Source organism: Streptomyces sp. HSW2009, assembly GCF_040240285.1.
GTDB lineage: Bacteria > Actinomycetota > Actinomycetes > Streptomycetales > Streptomycetaceae > Streptomyces.
Genome location: NZ_JBEHZD010000022.1, coordinates 1 through 18,780, shown reverse-complemented (window position 1 = coordinate 18,780; position 18,780 = coordinate 1). Strand labels below are relative to the sequence as shown.

General features: G+C 70.3%; 18 protein-coding genes. 12 read left to right on the top strand and 6 right to left on the bottom strand.

Going from position 1 to position 18,780, the window contains the following annotated elements; genetic code table 11:
- Positions 1-138: 138 nt before the first annotated feature.
- From AAHZ94_RS03185 to AAHZ94_RS03170, 4 genes are read left to right on the top strand one after another with little or no spacing between them, the layout of a single operon-like run.
- Positions 139-951: a LuxR C-terminal-related transcriptional regulator gene (locus tag AAHZ94_RS03185; RefSeq protein WP_349990314.1), complete on the top strand. Its 813-nt coding sequence runs from the start codon at positions 139-141 to the stop codon at positions 949-951.
- Entirely contained in the window at positions 948-1,559 is a 612-nt protein-coding gene (locus AAHZ94_RS03180; protein WP_349990312.1) for a hypothetical protein, read from the top strand. Before AAHZ94_RS03185 ends, AAHZ94_RS03180 begins: the two co-directional genes overlap by 4 nt.
- The gene (locus AAHZ94_RS03175) at positions 1,556-1,798 is read left to right on the top strand and encodes a hypothetical protein (protein WP_349990311.1); all 243 of its coding nucleotides are present in this window, start codon (positions 1,556-1,558) and stop codon (positions 1,796-1,798) included. The genes AAHZ94_RS03180 and AAHZ94_RS03175 overlap by 4 nt, the downstream gene beginning before the upstream one ends.
- A complete protein-coding gene (locus tag AAHZ94_RS03170) occupies positions 1,795-2,994 on the top strand; it encodes a hypothetical protein (RefSeq protein WP_349990310.1) in 1,200 nt (399 codons plus the stop codon). Before AAHZ94_RS03175 ends, AAHZ94_RS03170 begins: the two co-directional genes overlap by 4 nt.
- A gap of 194 nt (positions 2,995-3,188) precedes the next feature.
- Here AAHZ94_RS03170 and AAHZ94_RS03165 read toward each other — a convergent pair whose 3' ends face one another.
- From AAHZ94_RS03165 to AAHZ94_RS03155, 3 genes are read right to left on the bottom strand one after another with little or no spacing between them, the layout of a single operon-like run.
- On the bottom strand, positions 3,189-4,103 hold the full coding sequence (locus tag AAHZ94_RS03165; RefSeq protein ID WP_349990308.1) for an FAD-dependent oxidoreductase: 915 nt from the start codon (positions 4,101-4,103) through the stop codon (positions 3,189-3,191).
- Between the two features lie 4 nt (positions 4,104-4,107).
- Positions 4,108-4,677, bottom strand: coding sequence for a cysteine hydrolase family protein (locus AAHZ94_RS03160; RefSeq protein WP_349990307.1), 570 nt, complete (start codon positions 4,675-4,677; stop codon positions 4,108-4,110).
- A gap of 25 nt (positions 4,678-4,702) precedes the next feature.
- A complete protein-coding gene (locus AAHZ94_RS03155) occupies positions 4,703-5,776 on the bottom strand; it encodes a helix-turn-helix domain-containing protein (protein WP_349990305.1) in 1,074 nt (357 codons plus the stop codon).
- A 273-nt stretch (positions 5,777-6,049) separates the two neighbouring features.
- Here AAHZ94_RS03155 and AAHZ94_RS03150 point away from each other — a divergent pair, with 273 nt between their 5' ends.
- The 8 genes from AAHZ94_RS03150 to AAHZ94_RS03115 are packed head-to-tail and all read left to right on the top strand — an operon-like array spanning position 6,050 to position 13,227.
- On the top strand, positions 6,050-6,517 hold the full coding sequence (locus tag AAHZ94_RS03150) for an NUDIX hydrolase (RefSeq protein ID WP_349990304.1): 468 nt from the start codon (positions 6,050-6,052) through the stop codon (positions 6,515-6,517).
- Between the two features lie 3 nt (positions 6,518-6,520).
- The gene (locus AAHZ94_RS03145; protein WP_349990302.1) at positions 6,521-7,168 is read left to right on the top strand and encodes a hypothetical protein; all 648 of its coding nucleotides are present in this window, start codon (positions 6,521-6,523) and stop codon (positions 7,166-7,168) included.
- A complete protein-coding gene (locus AAHZ94_RS03140; protein WP_349990300.1) occupies positions 7,165-8,964 on the top strand; it encodes a DUF4254 domain-containing protein in 1,800 nt (599 codons plus the stop codon). Before AAHZ94_RS03145 ends, AAHZ94_RS03140 begins: the two co-directional genes overlap by 4 nt.
- 47 nt (positions 8,965-9,011) lie before the next feature.
- On the top strand, positions 9,012-9,587 hold the full coding sequence (locus AAHZ94_RS03135) for a phosphoribosyltransferase family protein (RefSeq protein WP_349990299.1): 576 nt from the start codon (positions 9,012-9,014) through the stop codon (positions 9,585-9,587).
- On the top strand, positions 9,584-10,741 hold the full coding sequence (locus tag AAHZ94_RS03130; protein WP_349990297.1) for a glycosyltransferase family 9 protein: 1,158 nt from the start codon (positions 9,584-9,586) through the stop codon (positions 10,739-10,741). The genes AAHZ94_RS03135 and AAHZ94_RS03130 overlap by 4 nt, the downstream gene beginning before the upstream one ends.
- The gene (locus AAHZ94_RS03125; RefSeq protein WP_349990296.1) at positions 10,738-11,874 is read left to right on the top strand and encodes a hypothetical protein; all 1,137 of its coding nucleotides are present in this window, start codon (positions 10,738-10,740) and stop codon (positions 11,872-11,874) included. Before AAHZ94_RS03130 ends, AAHZ94_RS03125 begins: the two co-directional genes overlap by 4 nt.
- Positions 11,859-12,620, top strand: a complete 762-nt coding sequence (locus AAHZ94_RS03120; protein WP_349990295.1) for an SDR family NAD(P)-dependent oxidoreductase — start codon at positions 11,859-11,861, stop codon at positions 12,618-12,620. Before AAHZ94_RS03125 ends, AAHZ94_RS03120 begins: the two co-directional genes overlap by 16 nt.
- On the top strand, positions 12,613-13,227 hold the full coding sequence (locus tag AAHZ94_RS03115; protein ID WP_349990293.1) for a histidine phosphatase family protein: 615 nt from the start codon (positions 12,613-12,615) through the stop codon (positions 13,225-13,227). The genes AAHZ94_RS03120 and AAHZ94_RS03115 overlap by 8 nt, the downstream gene beginning before the upstream one ends.
- A 1,002-nt stretch (positions 13,228-14,229) precedes the next feature.
- On the opposite strand, the gene AAHZ94_RS03110 is transcribed toward AAHZ94_RS03115, so the two are convergent.
- The 3 genes from AAHZ94_RS03110 to AAHZ94_RS03100 form a co-directional block, all read right to left on the bottom strand.
- Entirely contained in the window at positions 14,230-14,604 is a 375-nt protein-coding gene (locus AAHZ94_RS03110; RefSeq protein WP_349990292.1) for a hypothetical protein, read from the bottom strand.
- A 1,034-nt stretch (positions 14,605-15,638) separates the two neighbouring features.
- Complete coding sequence (locus tag AAHZ94_RS03105) at positions 15,639-17,168, bottom strand: recombinase family protein (protein WP_349990291.1); 1,530 nt, start codon at positions 17,166-17,168, stop codon at positions 15,639-15,641.
- Between the two features lie 43 nt (positions 17,169-17,211).
- Entirely contained in the window at positions 17,212-18,651 is a 1,440-nt protein-coding gene (locus AAHZ94_RS03100) for a dihydrolipoyl dehydrogenase family protein (RefSeq protein ID WP_349990290.1), read from the bottom strand.
- Positions 18,652-18,780: the final 129 nt, after the last annotated feature.

Here is an 18,780-nt window from a genome sequence, read left to right as displayed (position 1 = left end):
CCAGTCGGGCGCCGGCGAACTCACCCCGGGAAACCGGCGCACCACGACATCCTCGCCCCGCTCCCACCTCACCCTCGCCCTGCCCCCGCGGGCGCCATGCGCCCCTACCGACCACACCACTCACTCCGGAGCACGAACATGAGCGCAGACGAACCCGAGGTCTACCTCTCCGCCCGGGAGCGCGCCGTCCTGACAGGTCTGGCCGACGGCCTCTCCATGGCCGAGGTCGCCCTTCGCCTCCGTATCAGCCAGACCACTGCCAACGGCTACCTGCGCTCGGCGCGGCATCAGCTGTACCAGGCGAGTGAGATTCCGCAGTTGATCGCCATCGCGTACACGGTGGAGGCCATCCCACGCCCCCAGGAGCAAGACCTCTCCGGTGTCGCGCTCCCGGGCTCCCAGCGCCGCCTCGTACCTCTGGTCGCCGAAGGACTGTCCGCGGCCCAGATGGGTGCCAGGCTCCTGGTCCCCGTCGACGAGGTGCGTCGTGAGGCACGCGCCCTGCTGGAGAGCGTGGACGCGCGGACACGCCCTCACTTCGTCACCCGCGCCTGGGCCCACCGTCTCCTGACGGCTGAGCAGGTGTGGGCGTGGTTACGTCGGAACGAGGCGCTGCGCGAGGTCGCGGACGTGCTCGCCCAAGGTGTCGCAGGTCGTCCGCTGCCGGCCCCGCACCTGACGGTGGAGGCGACCCGACGTCTCGTCGGTCACGGCCTAGCCGCTGCCAACGAGCTCCGTTCCCTACGCGGCAAGTTGTCCACGAACGCGCATGCCGTCGCCTTCGCGGACTTCACCCTGGCAGATGCGGAACGACGCCTCCACCAGCCGCCCCCACGCCCGACAGCCCCGGCAATGATGCAGCGGGCCCAGTCCGTCGCCCGCCTCGTCCGTGCACTCCACACCGCCATCGATCGGACCACCTCCGAACTCGCAACGCAGGCGCAGCCGTGAGCCCCACTCGCCACCCGCCACTCCTCTCCCCCACCACCTGGGGCAACACAGCCTCAAGGCAACTCCGGCCGGTCGTCAACGTGCAGACGCCGCCGCGCACGGGTGTGCAGGCGACCACAGACGGGAACGAGGCAGCGGCCCACCGCGAGGCGTACGGCGGGCCACCCGTCGTACGCCAGCGCACCGCCGCGGCGGTGTGCCCTCCACAGTCTCCGCACGCCAGGCTCCGAGGCTTGGTGTGGCTGTACTGCCAGGACTATGACGTCGTGATCACGCGCAGCGACCTGGCTGGCGCGGCTGCCGTGCGCAGTATGGATCACCAACAGCGCGGCTGTGGCCCCGTGTTGTTCGCCTGTCGTCGGTTGCTGTGGTTGGTGCCGGAGGGCACCGCCGGGCGCTGGCCGGTCAGTGACTGGGCCGTGTGTGTGCCCGCCAGGCACGTACAGCGTCTGTGGCCGGTCTCGCCCGAGCATGCGAGGTGGGTCCGCCCACCAACCGACCATCTGGTGGACCCGGTCGCTCTCGCGGCCACCGTGGAGGTCGCCTGGCTCGGCCACCACGCCAACCGGGGCACGAACACCGTGCTGCCCGAGGCAGGTGGGTCGTGAGCACCGTCCCGTCGCCGCCGATCGCCCCGCGCCGGGCGGTGTACGCGATCACGATGCCGAGCGCACCATCCGCGCACGGTTCGTCGCTGCCCGGTGGGGCTCGTGTCCCCACCTGTATGTCGTGGGCCGGACGGGCCGGCAAGGGAACACCGCTGTCTGGCCTTGACTCGGAGCTGGCCGGCCGGGCGTTTGAGGACGGGCCGCGCCGAGCCGACCACGTCGCCAGGGAAGCGTCGTGACCCATCCGAGCAGGGCCCTGGCCCGTGTGGCCAGCCCAGCCGCCCGCCGTCTCTACGCGCTCATGTCCCTCCACCCCACCGGCACGTTCACCGCAGACGTCGCCCAGGCCGTCGCGCTGACGGACAGGTCATCGCCCTCGGTGTCCGTCGGCCACTGCCTGGCCACACTCCACGAGGCCGGCCTGTACGCGCATGACCAGGGGCGCTACTCCATGTCGCCGCAGGCGCACCGGGACGCGCAGGAGAGGGCGTTCACCGACCTTCGCCCCAGTTGGGACACGCGGCGCGAAGCGCAACTCCGACTTGCGGACCACTACCTCGCCGCGGCGACCGAGGCCGGCCGAATCCTGCTCCCCGACGAGCCCGTTCTGGCGCCCACCTACGTCTTCCCCTACTCCGTAGCACCTCTGGCCTTCTCCGGCCCCGGCGCTGCCAGAAGGTGGTTCGCCCTGGAGCACGCGGCTCTCGCAGGCGTACTGAAGATGGCACGAACCGCGGGCCCACCCTCCCTGACCGCACATCTCGCAGTCGCGTCCTGGGCTGTCTACCTCGAACACGGCGCCTGCGCCATCTGGCAGAAGGGACAGCATCTCGGGGTCGACGCGGCAAGGATCTGGGGGCTGCGACGAGTGGAAGCGCTGCTACTGCTGCGCCACGCCGTAGTGCTGCGCGATCGACGACTGCCGGAGAGCGCGCTGCCCGCCCTGCGCGACGCCGCGTCCCTCTACCAGGACGCGGCAGACCGCGACGGGCTGGCCACCACATGGCGCACCACGGCTCTGGTCCACCTCGATCTCGGACGCATGGAAGCGGCACGCCACGCACTGCGGATCGCTCACGCCCACCGAAGCCCGCTCAACAGCTCCGCCCGGGCACTCGACCAGTTGTGCACGGCCGAGTTGGAACACCGTACGGGCGGACGTAGGGAAGCCGGGTACTGGTTCCGTGCCGCGCTGACGAGCGCCGACTCCGGTAGTGCGACGGAGGTACGCATCCGCCGCCAGGCCGCCCTGGTACGGCTGGAGCACGGCGACGTGAAAGGCGCCCGTGCGGAGTTGGAACACGCGCTCGAAGTCGCCTGCGCGGGCGACCGCGACCTCATGCGGACCGAAGTCACCCTGACCCGCGAAGCCCTCACCACAACCATCGGGGCAGCTCGCAGGTCCCCGCCTCCGCCCCGTACGAATTCTGCGTAAGCACACGCCGGAAGGAGTCCCAGCAGCACCCAGCCCACATCGCTACCACGCTCGCGAACGGTTCCCCGCGACAGCGCTGAACCACAAAGATCGAGCGCTACCGCTAGTCGCAGCTTCGCCATCATGGACTGACGGCGCGCAGCGATGCCGATCCGAGCACTCTCCGATGCCGCCGCGGTACCGCGCTGACGTGGTCATCCCCTGGCAGTTAGTCCCCGGGCCGCGTAGTAAGCGTGCAGCGCGGCCTCGCTGCCGGAGCCCAGAGCGGTCATGATCCGTTGGAAGCGGGCGGAGCGGAGGTCGCCGGCCACGATGATGCGGGGGTGCTGGTCGGTGAGCGGGCAGTATCCGTCCGCACCACGGGCCAGCTCTCCGGCTGGGGCGGTGGGCGCGTTGCCGATGCTGAGGTAGACGGCGTCCGCCGTGACCGTCCGCCGGGCGCCGCCCCGGTCCACTGCTTCCGCTGATACCTGGGCGCCTTCTCCGCAGGTCAGCGTCAGGTGCTCGACGGGGAGGAGGGTGACTCGGGGGTCCTCGCGGATCTCCTCGACCTTGTACGCGTCGGCCGCCGGGTACGCCACGAGCAGGCGGGTGTCGGTGGTCGGGTGGGCACGCAGGAAGGTGCCGATCGGGCGGTCGCCGCCGAGGACGAGAAGGGTATGGCCTTCGGCCTCGTCCGCCTCGGCCTCCCAGAGCGGGGGCAGGGCCAGGCCGTCGGGGGCGGTGATCCAGGCCACGTCCCGGGGCTGGAGGGGGCCGACGCCGGTGGCGACGATCGCGTACGGGGCAGTGAGACGGGCGCCGGTGTCCAGCGTGGCGCTCACCCGGTCGTCGTCAGCGTGGAGTGCGGTGACGCGCCAGCCGAGTTCGAGGCGGCACAGCTCTGTGCTCTTCAGCTCCGCGACGATGGAGTCGGCGAGCTCGGGGCCGCTGGTGTAGCCGCCGAGGACGTTGTTCAGGGCCGGGATCCGGTAGAGGTTCCGGCACAGCCGGTCCGGCTCGATCAGGATCGAGTGCATGCCGACGCTGGCGGCCATGCGGGCGGCGGCGCAGCCGGCCGGGCCGCCGCCGATGATGATCAGATCGGTGTCGTACAGCGTGTCGGCCATGGGGCTATTCCAACACCGGGGCCCCGGCGTACGCAGTGAGTTGGCCGATCACGTGGTCGCTGGTGACGAGTTGGCCGGTTCCGATCAAGCGGCGGGCGACGAGGAGGCCGGCGTCGTGGATGTCGGGGCCGGCGTCGCTGGCGCAGGCGTCGGTGACGATCCAGGGTGCGTAGCCGTGCTCGAAGGCGTCGGCTGCGGACTTCAGGACGCAGCTCTCGGTGGCGATCCCGCAGAAGACGAGGTCGGTCCAGCCGGCCCGGCCGATCAGTCCGGAGGCTTCTGGGGTGAGGAGCGTGTACCCGGTCTTGTCGACGATCGCGTGTGCGTGGGCGGCGGCCTCGGTGAGTTCGGGGACGATGTCGGTCTCGGGCGCTTCCTGGAGCCGGTGCCACTGGAAGAAGCGCTCGTAGGGGCTGTCCGGGTAGTTGAAGTACCGGGTGAAGATCACGGGTCGGCCGGCGGTGGACCACTGGGCGATCAGGTCGGAGACCGCGAGCACGGCGTGGCGGCTGTGGTGGTTCACGAAGCCGTTCTGCATGTCGATCACGACCAGCGCGGCGTTGCCGATGTCCATCCGCTGTCTCTCCTGCCCCGTGTGTTCAGTCGACGCTCTCGCGTAGAGCGTCCTGTGCGGCGCGCAGCCGCTCGGCCAGTCCGCTGGTCTTCATGATGGCCTCCCGCATCAGGACGTGCTGAGCGGTCTCCTGGGCTCGGGCGGTGGTGAGGCGGGAGGAGGCGGCTCGCAGGAAGCGCCAGCCGTACTGCTCGGGCATGGACGGGTCCCGACCGTCCTCGATCATCTGCTGGACCTGGCGGGTGAAGCACCACAGGGCCTGGACGGCCAGTTCGCAGCTGACCAGTTCGTCGATGGTGAGGCTGCGCTCACGGGAATGGGAGGCGTAGGCGACGCCGGACCAGCCGGCGTAGGCGGTGGAGACTCCTCGTACGCCGAAGGACACGATGTCAGGGTGGTCGAAGCCGGTGGCGAGCAGCGACTCCTCGACCGTGCCACCCAGAGGTGCGGGCCCGCCCGGAGCGCCGCGGTCGACCAGAACGGAAGGAGTGGACAAGAGGCGCAGGGCGGTGTCGTGGGCGTGGCCGGTCCAGGGGCCTGCGGTGAGCCAGTACAGGGACAGGACGTACTCGGGGTTGGGGACGCTGCCGTGGTCCTCGCCCAGGAGGTCACGGAGTTCGTCCCGTGCCCAGGGCAGGTCGCAGGCGTACGAGCGGTAGCGCCAGACGGCGAGGTCGGTGAGCGTGGCGGGCTCGTGCGGCTGGACGAGGTGGAAGACGGCGACCCCGCACGCGAAGACGTGCAGGACGCAGTCCTGCGCTTCGGGGTGGTCGACGCGGGCTGAGGAGGACTCCAGCCACTGGTCGTCCGCGCTCGGAGTCATGTGTGCGCGGAGCCGGCTGGCGCGCTCGATGCCGATGAAGACCGGCAGGAACTTGTGGGAGTCGACTTCGATCCGGCCTGTGCCGGGCGGCGCGGCGTCGTTCGTTCCCAGCGCCGCCGCGAACCGCGCCTGCGCGTCGTTCGACGCGCGGTCGAGCGCGGTGTCGAGTACGGCCTGGGATTCGGTGCGAGGTTGGTAACTCGCTCCACCGCCCTCCCAGTTCGACACGGTGCGGTCGCTGACGCCCAGGTAGGCGGCGAATTCCCGCAGGCTCATGCGCAGGGCGTCGCGTAACAGTCGAGCTTCCCGGCCGGACCATCGCTGCACCGTGACCACCGTCGTACCCCCTGTCCGCCACTGGTGGGACGCCGAAGCAACCCGTGTGGCCAACCCCGTTCGGCATCGCTGCAGCACTGTTGCAGCACCCGTGCGTCACGCTCCGCGACCAGTGTGCACCATGCTGTATTCACGAGCCGGGGAAAGTGGCGACCGTCGAAAAGTGCCCCTCGGCCAGTTCTCTCCAGTCCTAGATCAGAAGGAGCAAACCTCATGACCGACATCGTCAAGCGCAACGCCCGCGCCATCCTCCTCGACGGCGACGAACTCGTCCTCATCAAGCGCACCAAGCCCGGCAGGGAACCGTACTGGGTGACCGTCGGCGGAGGGGTCGAGGCGGACGACACGACCATCGAGGCGGCCCTGCACCGCGAGGTGTTCGAGGAACTGGGCGGCAAGCTGGAGCGCGCCGAGCTCGTCCACCTGATCACCGACGAGCTGGAGGGCGGCATCGGAGTCCAGCACATCTTCGCCGCGCGCCTGGAGTCCATGGACCTGGCCGCGCGGACGGGGACGGAGTTCGCCAAGCCGGAGCGGGGCGGGTACGAGGTGTTCCGGGTGCCCTTCACCGCCGAGGCCATCCATGAGCTGAACCTGATGCCGCCGGAGCTCGCCGAGTTCATCGCCGCGAACACGGACGCGATCGTCTCCGTCCTCGACACCCCGATCCGCGAGGCGTGAGCGATGGCGCAGGCCCCGGACTTCGTCAGCCTCAACGGCCCAGACAACGTGGGCAAGACGACCCATCTGGTGCGGCTGGCCCGGCGCTGGGACGGCTTCCAGCCGCTGGGCGCGGTCCACGAGCACGACCCCGAGCCGTGGGCGCGGGTTGCCGCCGGCGACTACGCCCGGTGGTGGTTCGAGATATCCACGACCGTCGAGCTCACCGAGATGCTGCTCGCCGGCCACGCCAAGCGGGCCGCCGCCCGCGAAGCCGGACGCACGGGGTTGCTCGACCGGGGCCTGCCCATGCTCCTCGCCGTGGCCACCGCGACCTGCGTGGTCAAGGACGGGCTGACGATCGGCGAGGCGTTCAAAACCGTGGCGGGCATCGCAGGTTCACGAGCCACCGCACCGGAGACCTCGATCCTCCTGCTGCCATCCCTCGACGCCGAACGCAGCTACGCCATCACCAGCACCCGCGAGGGGCGCCCCTGGACCGGGATCTACCCGGCCTACCAGAAGACGCTGCACGCGGTCCTGCTCCACCAGGCCGGCCACGGTGCGTACACCGCAGTCGTGGCCTGCCAGGCCCGCTCCCTGGACGACATCCACGCCGACGTACTAGGCCACGTCGGCCTCCCCCGACCCACCGACGGGAGTCCCCGATGACACAGAACTCCCCGCCCTTGGTTCTACCACCTGGTCTGTCCCGGGCCACGGCCACGCTCCAGGACAAGGACCGGCGCCGCGTGGACGACACCATCACCCGGCTCCACACCGTCAACGGGCGTCTGTGGGACACCGAGGACCGGGTGCGCGGCGCCTTACTCTCCGCCGCCCAGGTCGCCGACTGCAAGCGGGAGATCGACCAGCTCAACGCCGAACGCAACGCCCTCGCCGAACGAGCCGACGAGATCCTCGGATCGCTGGCGGACGCGGGCCGCGCCGACGCGCCGCTGCACACCGAGACGCTCGCCTCCGTCGTCGACCGCCTGTCGATCCTGACGCTGCGGATCTGGCACAGCGAGCATGCGGCGGCCCGGGACGAGCTGGCTCGCCACCGCGTCCCGGCCCTGCGCGGCCAGCGGGAGGAGCTACATACGGCCCTCGACTCCCTGGTCTCCGATGTCGTCGCCGGCCACCGCCGACTGCCCGCGCCAGCCCGTTTCAAGCTCTACGGGCGGGACGACGCCGCCCCCGCAGAGGTCAGGCCGAGTCGGCATCTGCGCCGGGTCCTCGCCTTCGGCGGGCTCAGCGAGTGCGGCAAGAGCACCAGTGCCGAGTTCGTCCAGCGCACGTGCGGTGCCCAGCGCCTCAAGATCGGGTTCCTGCTGCGGCAGGCGGCTCACCGGGAGGGTCTTGCGGACCCGTACGCGCTGTCGGCCCGTCGTCAGGCCGAACTGCTGCTCGGCGAGCTGAACCGCTTTGCGGACGGCCACGTCGACACGGAATTGTTCACCATCGAATCCGTCCACGACGACGCCTCGATCGCCGAGCTGAAGCAGCTCATGGGCGACAAGCTCCAGATCGTTTATCTGGACGCCTCCTTCGCTGTACGCGTCGCGCGGTCCGGCACGTCGGCCCAGGCCGTCGCCGCAAAGGACGAGATCAAGATGAGCCGCGGCGCCCACCAAGTGGCCGCGCTCGCCGACCACGTGATCGACAACGCCGGCAGCATCGTCGCGCTACGCGCCCGCCTCCGGCGCACCGCTGCCCCGCCCGCTGCCACGGCGCTGCGCGTGGCCACCCCGTACGGGCTGGGCCTGCCGGCCGCCGGCGCCGCGGCGACGGCCGACTTCACCGACGCGGTACGGGCATACGGCCCCGGCGTACGGCTGGTCGCCCTGACCGGCAGTCCTGGCGAGGGCAGCTGGATCGCCGGCTGGTCGGACCTGGACCTGCTCGTGGTCGCCGAGCAGGAGGCCATCGGCCAGGTCCACGAGGCTCTGGAGCGGTACCGGACGGCCATGGACGGCGCGGCCTCCCTCGGTCCCACGCTCGTCACCCCCGGCGAACTGACCGCCCGGCGCCTCACCCCGCGCCTGGAGTTCGTTCTTCACCAGCTCCAGCAGGGCAGCCCCGTCCTGCATGCCGCGCCCGGCTTCGAACTGCCGACGATCGGCCGAGACGAGCTCGCGTTCGCCGCAGTCCGCGAACTCCCTCAGGTCATCCTGACCATGCGCCGCCTGCGCGCCGACGCGAGGCCAGCCACCCTGCGGCAGCTGTACAAGCACCTCGTGCTCGCCTGCCGCCTCCTCCTGCGTGAGCACAACCAGTGGGAGTCCGGGCCCGACCGGATCCTCACCGCGGCGTCCTGCATGCCGGGCCTGCCCGCCGTGTCGGTGCCCTCCCTGGCCGAGATCGCCAACACCTGGCGCGACGGCGACACCGAGCTCGTACTCAAGTCCGTCTGCGCGGCTGTCGACCAGTTCCTCTCCTGGTACGCCGCCCAGCTCGCCGCCTGAGCGACCTCCCTCTCCTTCCCTGTTCTCCATCCGACAGGAGCTTCGCCATGCCCGAAACCATCACCCTGCCGTCCTTCTCCGCCCGGATCGTCGAGCGTCTCAGCGTCGGAGCCACGAGCCGCCGCGAGCGCGTCATCCACTCCCTGGACGGCCTGGAGGCCCCGGTCCACCCCGACACTCTCGCCCGCACCGGAGCCGGCCTCTGGCGTCTGCTCCAAGCGCAGGTGCCGGACGGACTCACCTCCGTGGACTTCCTGCTCGGCCTGGACGCCGGCGGCCTCCTGCCGCCCGTCTCCCTCGCTGGCGCCGCCCGCCGCCCGTACAAGATCGCCTGGAAGCTCCACCTCCCCCTCGACGGCGCGGTCCGTTTCAGCGAGCCCCACGCCATGCGCACCGATGTCTTCGCGTACGGCATCGCTCCCGGCCAGCGCATCGTCATCGTGGACGACGAGATCACCACCGGCCGGACCCTGGCCGACCTCACCCGCCGCCTCCGGGAGGCTGGCGCCGTTCCGCTGGCGGCGGCCTGCCTGGTGGAGGACACCACCCGCGGAGCCCGCGACCTGCTCACCGAGCTCGATCTGCCCCTGGTCTCGCTCACCACGATCCAGGGCGCGGCGTGACAGCGGTCGCTCCGGCGGGGGTCCGGTTCCACCACGGTTCGCTGGTCGTCCCCGCCGGGGCCGTCCACACCACCCCGCTCGGGTACGACCGGGACAGCGTTCCCATCGGCGCGCCGCTGCCGCTCGCCGCCTCGGCCGAACTCGTCCACCGTCTCAGCGGGTGCGGCGAGGTCGTGATGGCCTTCGAGGGGAAGCTCGGCGACTCCCTCCTCGCGCTGTCGGGGGTCCGCGCGGTCCTCGACTGGTTGCGGCTGCGGTCGGTTCGCGTGGCTGTCCAGGCGGTCGGTCCGTACACGGGGCTGATCGCCCGCACCGGGCTGACCACGCAGCCCCAGGCCACCGCGCCCAGCGGTCGGCGGGCCGTGATCGGCGACCGCGCGGGAATCGAGGCGCACGGCTCCGATGCGGCGGTGAACCTGGTTCTCGACCCGGCCACCCCGCCCTGCTGGTCGACCGACGGCCGTGCCCACCCGGACCTGCCCGCCCGCCACTACCTGGCCCTGGAGCGCCGCCTCGGAATCCGCCTGTCCGCGACGGCCCCCTTCGCTCCCACCCTCGCGACCGGACCGAACAAACTCGTGGAAGAACTGCGCTCGACGGGCTGGCTCGGCCGCCTGACCATCGCCGCCATCACCGCCACCAGTTGGCCGGAACGCAAGGACTACACCGCCCAGCGCTACATCACCCTGGCCGAGCACATCGCCGAGGCCCGGCAGACCCAGGCCCGGCTACTGCTCATCGGTGGCAACCCTGGTGACGGGCTCCGCGTCACCACGGAGGCTCCCCGGCGCCATGTACAGGTGCTCCACCTCGACGGGATGCCGGCCGACCATCTCGCCGACCTCTTCCCGCACTGCCATCTGATCGTCGGCAACGACACCGGCCTCACCCACCTCGCCGCGATGGCCCAAGGCCGGGACGGAAGCTCCCCGCCCGTCATCGGCTTGTACGCGCGCCACAGCCACAGCAAGTGGCGCACCGGCCTGCCGCACCACCACGCCGTCGCCACCGATCTGTCCGACCGCATGCACCAGGGCGACCTCTGCCCCGTTCGCGATGCCATCGCCCCGGAGACGGACGTTCGCATGGACGCCTTCCCGCCCACCGCGCTGGCCCAGGTCTGCCTCGACCTGCTCAACGGGGTGGGGCCATGACCTTCCAGCCTCTCCTTCGGCTGGGGCCGGTACGGCGCTTCACCCGCAACCTGCTCTGCCCCGTTGACCTCCTCGGCCGCCCGCTGCTCCTGAAATACACCCGCGATGTGGCCGAGGCCCGCGAGGAGATCCGCGGCCACACCCGCCTGGCCCGGCACTACCGCATCCCCGCCCTGCACGCCCACTTCCGCGTGCCGGACGGGCACCTCTTCGCGTACGAACGCCTCCCTGGGGGCACCGACCAGGGCCTCCTGCTCGACCTCCTCAACGCGAACGAGCCGGGCGGCGACCTCGGCACCTACATGGACCAGCTCACGGCCGCGTACCGCGAGGTCATCCTGGCGACGGCATGGCCGGCCGGTCCCGCGCATGTCGTCGGCAAGCTGTACTGGGACCGTGCGGCGCCCGGCGGCCGTCTCGATACGTACTACGCCGGCAACGACTTCCTCATCGCCGACGGCCTCGTCGACGTCCCGGTCTCCCGCCTCGACACGTGCACCCTGAGCATCAACGGCCGCCGACACCGCCTCGACTGGGCGGCCACCCTCCGCTGGCTCCGCGCCCACTTCGCCACGGCCGAGCCGGTCTGGGCGGCCCTCACCCAAGGCGACCCCACCGACGTCAACCTCGCCCACCCGCTCGCCTGGTTCGACTACGACACCGCCGGGATGAACAGCATCCCCGGCGAGTTCGCCAACTTCCTCTGGTACACCTCCGCCCTCGGCGGCTGGCTCGTACCCACCTACAACCCGACCGCCTTCGCCGACCACCCCGCCACCTTCAACCACGTCCCGTCCAACACCCCCGAGATCCGGCGAGCGGACGTCGACCACGCCACGAGCACCATCCACATCGACTACACCCCGCGCCTCTCGGCACCCCGACGAACGGCCGTGACCGCGTACTGGAACCAGCTCGTACAGCCGGTCGCGGACCGTCTCTGGCCCGGCGCGAACCTGGCGAACCTGCTCCGCCCCTACCTCGCCATGCGCATCCTCGGCGTCTACGACCTGGCCGACCTGGCCCCCGAGGACCGGCTCATCTTGCTCGCTCGGCTCGCCGAGGCCATGAGCCCCGCCTTCGACCCGACCACCTACTTCTGCCCACTGGAGTCGCCATGCCCGGCCCCCTGAACGGCCACACCGCCCTGGTCACCGGAGTCACCGGCGGCCTCGGCTCGGCCATCGCCCGCCGCCTCGCCGCCGACGGCGCCACCGTCGTCCTCGCACACCTCGACGACGACCAGGCCGCAGCCGAACTCGCCACCCACATCACCGACAGCGGCGGCACCACCATCCCCCTGGCGGCCGACCTCCGCGACACCGAGTCCGTACGCTCCCTCTGCCACAAAGCCCACGACCGGCTCGGTCCGATCGACATCCTGGTCAGCAACGCCGGCGCCTACCCCCGCCGGCCATGGACGGAGACGACACCGGCTCACTGGGACGACGCCCTGGCCACCAACCTGACCAGCCACTACCTCCTCACCCACGAACTCACCCCCACCATGACGGCCGCCGGCTGGGGCCGGATCATCACCATTGGCTCCGTCCTCGCCACGACAGGCCGCCACGACCTCGCCGGCTACATCAGCGCCAAGGCCGGCCTCGAAGGACTCACCCGCGCCCTCGCCCGCGAACTCGGCCCCGCCGGCATCACCGCGAACTGCGTCGCCCCCGGCTCCATCCGCGTCCCAGCCGAGGACACCGTCGTCGAAGACCCGCAGGCGATGACCGTCCGCCAACTCGCCCGCCAGTGCGTCCAGCGCCGGGGCCGCCCAGAAGACGTCGCCGCGGCCGTCGCCTTCCTCGCCACCGACGAGGCCGGCTTCACCACCGGCCAGACCCTGCGCGTCGACGGAGGCTGGATTCTTGGCTGACATCTGGCTCATGCGCCACGGCGCCTACGAGGGGCATCGCCCCGGTTACCACGCCCCGTACGAGGCTGTTCTCACGCAGGAGGGCTGTGACCAGGTGCGCCGTTCCCTCCCGCTCCCCGAGGGCATCACCGCGATCGTCACCAGCCCGATCCCCCGCGCCCGCCAGACCGCCACCCTCGTCTCGCACTTCACGGGCCTGCCGATCGTTGCCACCTCCGGCCTCCTCGCCGAATGGCGCGCCCCGAGCATCGTCCTCGGCCGCACCGCCGAAACCGACCCGCCCGCCTACCGCGCCTGGCGCGCCCGTCGACTCGCCAACCCCTCCTTGCGCTGCGGAGATGGCGAAAGCCTCGCCGACCTCCACACCCGCGCCCGCCACTGCGCCGCCTTCCTCCACCACGCCGCCGGGCGCCACGGCCCGCTCTTGGCCGTCTCCCACACCCTCCTCCTCGGCGTCCTCACCCGCCTCCCAGAAGGCCCCGCCGCATTCACCACCGCCGCAAAGACCCCATGGCAATTCGCCGAACTTCAACTTCTGCCTGCCCTGACGGGCGACACCCCGGCCTTCAGCGACCTACCCAGAAGCGCCAATGGCCGCACCCCGTAGCTCAGACCTCCACAGCCACAGCACATCAGCCCAAGAAAACACCATTGGTTTCTGGGTCCAGAGCGCGGTTTCGCTACTGGACCACTCAACAACGACGGCAATCAACTGCTGGCGCTGGAGTCCAGGACATGCCGAGAGCGGCTCAGGTGATGACCGCTGAGCCATGCACCGGGGCACGGCCCCCGCACCGGCCACCAGCACGGATGCAAACTGCGAGATCCGACCATCCCGTTACCACGTCCCCCGAGCCCCTTAGTCCCCGCCTGCTGACTGCAATTCCCTCAAGCGAAGGAAACGTCCCTAGCGACTGGATGGACGAAAGCGACTTCGACACCCGACCGTGTGCTGAGCCAGCCAGTTTCCAGAACTAGTCGGAGAAGATACGGGCCGGTCTTTAATCCTGCCCGGGCGCGGGAGACCGTCAGCGATTCGGCAAACCGTCGAGAGGAGGTCTCGAAAAGGAGCGGGCCGATCTGCGGATCGGGTCCAAGAGCAAGGAGGATCCTTGATCGCGCGCGACAGCACCGGACACCTTCCACGGTCTCCACGCCTGTACCCTCGCAGGAAGAGTCGACTACGCGAACAGTAAAGAGATCCCTCCGGAGGACCTTCCGGAACTCGCCTCCCGGAGCCTGGATGGGCGAATCACCTGCGCATATCTCATTGACCTTCCGCATAACCGCCTCGTCATCAGTTTCCACGAGCCAATGCGGAAGCGGCAGAGGAGACCGACCGCATTCCCAGCCAGAGCACAATGCATTCCTCGACCTTCCGTCGCCTTCACGTGAGCAGGCACAAAGAGTGGTCGTCATGCCGGGTTTGGCTGACCCGGGCGATTCAGATAGTGCGTTCAGGACTGTCGGGGCGCCCCTCACAGCGGTGACGGCCCGACCATCTACTACCGCATAGCGTCCGGGTGCCGATCAGGTCCGTGCACCACGCCGGCCACGTGCCGTACGGGGTTGCCGGTGGGGAAGAGCGTGACCCGTACCCGGAAGTCCATCAGCATCTCCTTGCGGGCCTGGACATCGGGTGCCTTTTGCCAGCGGTCCGCGACGGTCTCCCCGGTGGGGCGGCGGACCATTCCCGGGGGCGCTGCGGTTCACGTTCCCGGGAGACCAGTTCCTGACGCAGCGCGGCGTACCGCTGCCGGAACCACTGGGCGTCATCGGGCGAGTCGTAGAGCTCGGCTTCGCGGTCGCCGCGCATCCGCTCACGCGTCGCCCGGATCTCGGCGACGCGCTCGGTGATTCCGTTGCCCGGGTCGAACACCGTCTCGCAGATCAGACCGTCCCCGAACTTGCGCAGGAACCACTCCTCGACATAGGCGTCGAGCTTCTTGGCCCAGATGAGGGGCGCGGGTCGACAGTCCTGCACGTTTTGCCACCCCTTGTTCCGGGCGGTGCAGACGTCGCGGGGTGGAACGGTTTCGGAGGTCTGAGTGTAGGGGCGGTTGGCGCACCGCCCACGCAGAGGGCCGTACTCATCCACGCCTCCTAGCTGTCCTCGCTGCCCCCTTTTCGGTGGCCTGGGAAGCGAGGACAGCAACGCGTTCCCCAAGGCCGCGCTGGACGCCGGCTCGTTGTGAGCGCGAAACAGGAGCACAGCACGCTCGCTGGCCGACCCACGGTCCGCTCGATCTGCAATCCAGAGCCACGGTGGGTCAGACCGCCACTCCAAGGATTCCTGTCTTCGTCAGGGAGGCCACCAGAGACGTGAGGACGATCTCCGTACCTGACCGGGTAGTCATGCGGGACACCTGTCGCGTCAGATCGACCGTCATTGGCCCCCTGCTGCCCGCCCTCGCAAGGAGAGAACGTAGCGACAGGGCGAATTCCCATGACTGAGACCGGAAACAAAAACTGCCAAGCTCAGGTTTCGCGGCGAGTCGGAAAACGAGGCGACAATCCGGCGTTGGCCCCTGCCCCGACCTGCTCTTCGCTTTACGTTCACTCAGCACACGAGGACAACCGCAGAGGTGTCCAGCGTCCGCCGCTGGTTCCACGAACCGTTCGCCGTCACAGATGTGCCCTGCCGCAGGCCCATCGCTCGCCACCATGCGGTTGACAACGAGGTTGGTGTTGGCGACCACAACGGTCAAGGTGTCACAGCCGAGAACGAGCTCAAAGCCGCTTTCGTTTTGCCGCTCTGCCGAGCCCTCGACACGGAATGTTTCAGCAGCCTCCTGCGCTACTGACGGGTTCCCGGTAGTCAGGAGCCACGAGGAGAGCGGTACTCCTTCCTCGCCCGGCCCTGACTCCGCCCACAACCGCCCCGCGCATTCCCGCTCCGTGTCTGCCCACGTGCCGAACACAGCACCCTCCTGGTACAAGAAGACTTGGACCAGAAGGGTGCGTGCCTGGTGCCTGTTTGGCCGTGCCGTGAGATCGATATAGGGAAACCGGGCGGCCTTAGTTCACCCGTTCCTGATGGGGCCCGTGAACGATGCCCGCATGCCAACGCCGCGGCGCCGCATGAGGCCACAGAGTCACCCGGACTGCGAAGTCACGGAGGATCTCCTTCTTCGCAAGGTTGTCGGGAGCCTTGTGCCACCGATCCTCGATGGTCTGGCCGGTTGGGCGGGTGACCATGCCGGGCGGGCGGATTGGCATGCGCCGCAACATCGACAGTTCCCGGCCCATCTGCGCGTAGCGGTCCCGGAACCACGCGGCGTCGTCCGGCGCGTCGTACAACCCCGCCTCCCGGTCGTCTCGCAGTCGTCGGCGGGCGGCGTCGGCCTCCGCTATGCGTTCGGGGGTGCCGTCGCCTGCGTCGTAGACCGTTTCCATGATCATGCCCGTGCCGTACTGCGAGAGGAACCAGTTCTCGATCTGAGCGTCCAGGCCCCTGACCGTATGGGAGGGTGACGGCTTGCAGTGGCTGGCCCCGAGGATGCCCTTCCAGCGGGCCTTGCACTGGTAGCGGCGCCCCCCGCGACGCTCCGGGGCGGGGTTCGTGTTCAGTTGCGTGTGGCACTGCCCGCAGAACACGATGCCAGTGAGCAGGTATTTGTGGTTCGAGACCCGCTCGCCGGTGGAATGCGCCTGGCCTCGCTGGTGAATCACGCGCCTGAGCGCCTCGTGGGTGGCTCGATCCCACAGGGGTTCGGCGACGCGAACCGGACGGCCATCTTCCCCGATCACGGGACGACCGCCGTGCATGAGGTACCCGAGCGCGGCTTCGGAGACCAGGATGTCACGCAGCCCGGAAGACTGCCACGGACGGCCGGCGGGCCGCCGACCGTACAGCACTGCCCGGTGGTCACTCGGGGACAGCTCTCCTGCCCGCGTCAGTCGCACGGCCTCGGAGGACGGGGTGACCTGCTCTGGGTCGGCGAGTATCCGCTGAGCGACCTCGCGGATCATCGCGGAAGCGTGCGGGTGCAGCGCCACCCGTTCCACGGCAGCAGTGGGGGCCGGGCGTACGTACTCGTAGCCGTAGGAGGGCTTGCCCTTGACCCGGCCCTTCTGCCTTGCCTTGATCGTCGCCTCGCGGTTGCGGCGTTGAATGGCGCGCAGTTCCATCTGGGCGCCCCAGGCTTCCATGGTGAAGCGGTTCTCGTCGTTCGGGTCGTCAAGGTCCCACGGCCCGTCGTGTCCGTAGGTAAGCAGCAGCTTGCCGGTGTCCCGCATCATGTAGCCGGTGTTCAGGCAGTCCACGAGGTTGCGACCCAAACGGTCCACCGCCGCCCCGGCGATGCCGTCGTAGGGCCCACGCTCCCCTCGCAGCCATGGGCCTAGCTTCGGCCTGGTCATCGGGTCGGTCGCCCCCGACACCTCCCAGTCGTCCGCCCAGGCCATGACGTGCCCGCCGCTTGACTCGACCACGGCGAGCACGTTCTCACGCTGGCGTTCCGGTGAACTGGTGGCTGCGGACATCTGGGAGAGGCGACGGACGCCGACGAGGCAGCGACCACAACCGTCGTAGGGACGTTCGATCATGTTTCGAGCCATACCATGCATACGCAGCCTCCACCGTGTGTACTTAACGGCGGTAGCTCTCCAACAACCGCAACCAAACCTCACTGACCGTCGGATAAGCCGGCACCGCATGCCAAAGGCGTTCGATGGGGATTTCGGCGACCACCGCCAGGGTCGCCGAGTGGAGGAGTTCTCCTACGGCGGGGCCCGTGAAGGTGGCGCCGATGACGTGGCCTCGGTCTTCGTCGACGATCAGGCGGGCTTGGCCGCGGTAGCCGTCTACGTACAGGCTGGCGCCGGCTACCTGGGACAGGTCGTGGTCGATCACGCGGACCCGGTGGCCGGCCCGTTCCGCCTCGGCCGCGGTGAGGCCGACCGCGGCCACCTCCGGGTCGGTGAAGACCACCTGGGGGGCGCCGGCGCGGTCGGCGGTGGCGACGTGGGCGCCCCAGGGGTCGGTTTCCAGGAGGGGCAGGCCCTGTGCCCGGGCGGCGATGACGGCGCCGGCGATGCGGGCCTGGTACTTGCCCTGGTGGGTCAGGAGCGCCCGGTGGTTGCTGTCGCCGACCGCGTACAGCCAACCGCCCGGCACGCCGGGCACCTGGCACGTGTCGTCCACCTCAAGCCAGGTGCCCGGCGTCAGGCCCACGCTCTCCAGGCCGAGATCGTCGGTGCGCGGGGCGCGGCCCGTGGCGAACAGCACCTCGTCCGCCTCCACGGTGGCGCCGTCGGCGAGCGTGAGCGTGACGGGGCCCGCCGGGTCGGCGCGCCGTACCTCCGTCACGGACGTACCGAAGCGCAGGTCGGCGCCGGCCTCGGTGAGCGCGTCGGCGACCAGTCGGCCCGCGAACGGTTCCATCCGCGGCAGCAGTCCGTCGCCGCGTACCAGCAAGGTCACGGCCGACCCCAGCGCGCGCCAGGCGGTGGCCATCTCCACCGCGACGACGCCGCCGCCGACCACCGCGAGCCGGCCCGGTACCGCGGCGGCGCTGGTGGCCTCGCGGCTCGTCCACGGCTTGGCGTCCGCCAGGCCCGGCAGGTCGGGCAGCGCGGCGCGGCTGCCGGTGCAGACCGCGACGGCGTGCCGCGCGGTCAGCGTGCGCCGCTGCCCGTCCGGCGTCGTGACGGTGACCCGGCGCGGCCCGTCGAGCCGCCCGTGCCCGCGGACCAGGTCGATCCCGACCGAGTCCAGCCACCGGGCCTGTCCTTCGTCCTTCCAGTGCGAGGCGAACGCGTCCCGGTGGGCGAGGACCGCGGGGGCGTCGAGCGGCCCGGCGACGGCCTCCCGCAGCCCCGGGGTGCGCCGCGCGTCGGCCCGGGCGATGACCGGGCGCAGCAGTGCCTTGCTCGGCATGCACGCCCAGTACGAGCACTCGCCGCCGACGAGTTCGCTCTCCACCACCACGGCGGACAGGCCCGCCGCATGGGCCCGGTCGGCCAGGTTCTCGCCCACCGGGCCCGCGCCCAGGACGATCACGTCGTACGTATCCATGGCGGCGTCCATCACAACCCGCTCTCTTTCGGCGCTGGGGGCAGGGGCATGCGGCAACAGGTGCGGGCGGGGCGCGGGCCGGTGCTGGCCCGGGCCGGGGCCCCGCGGCCGGCCCACACCCCGACCGCGCCCCCCCCCCCC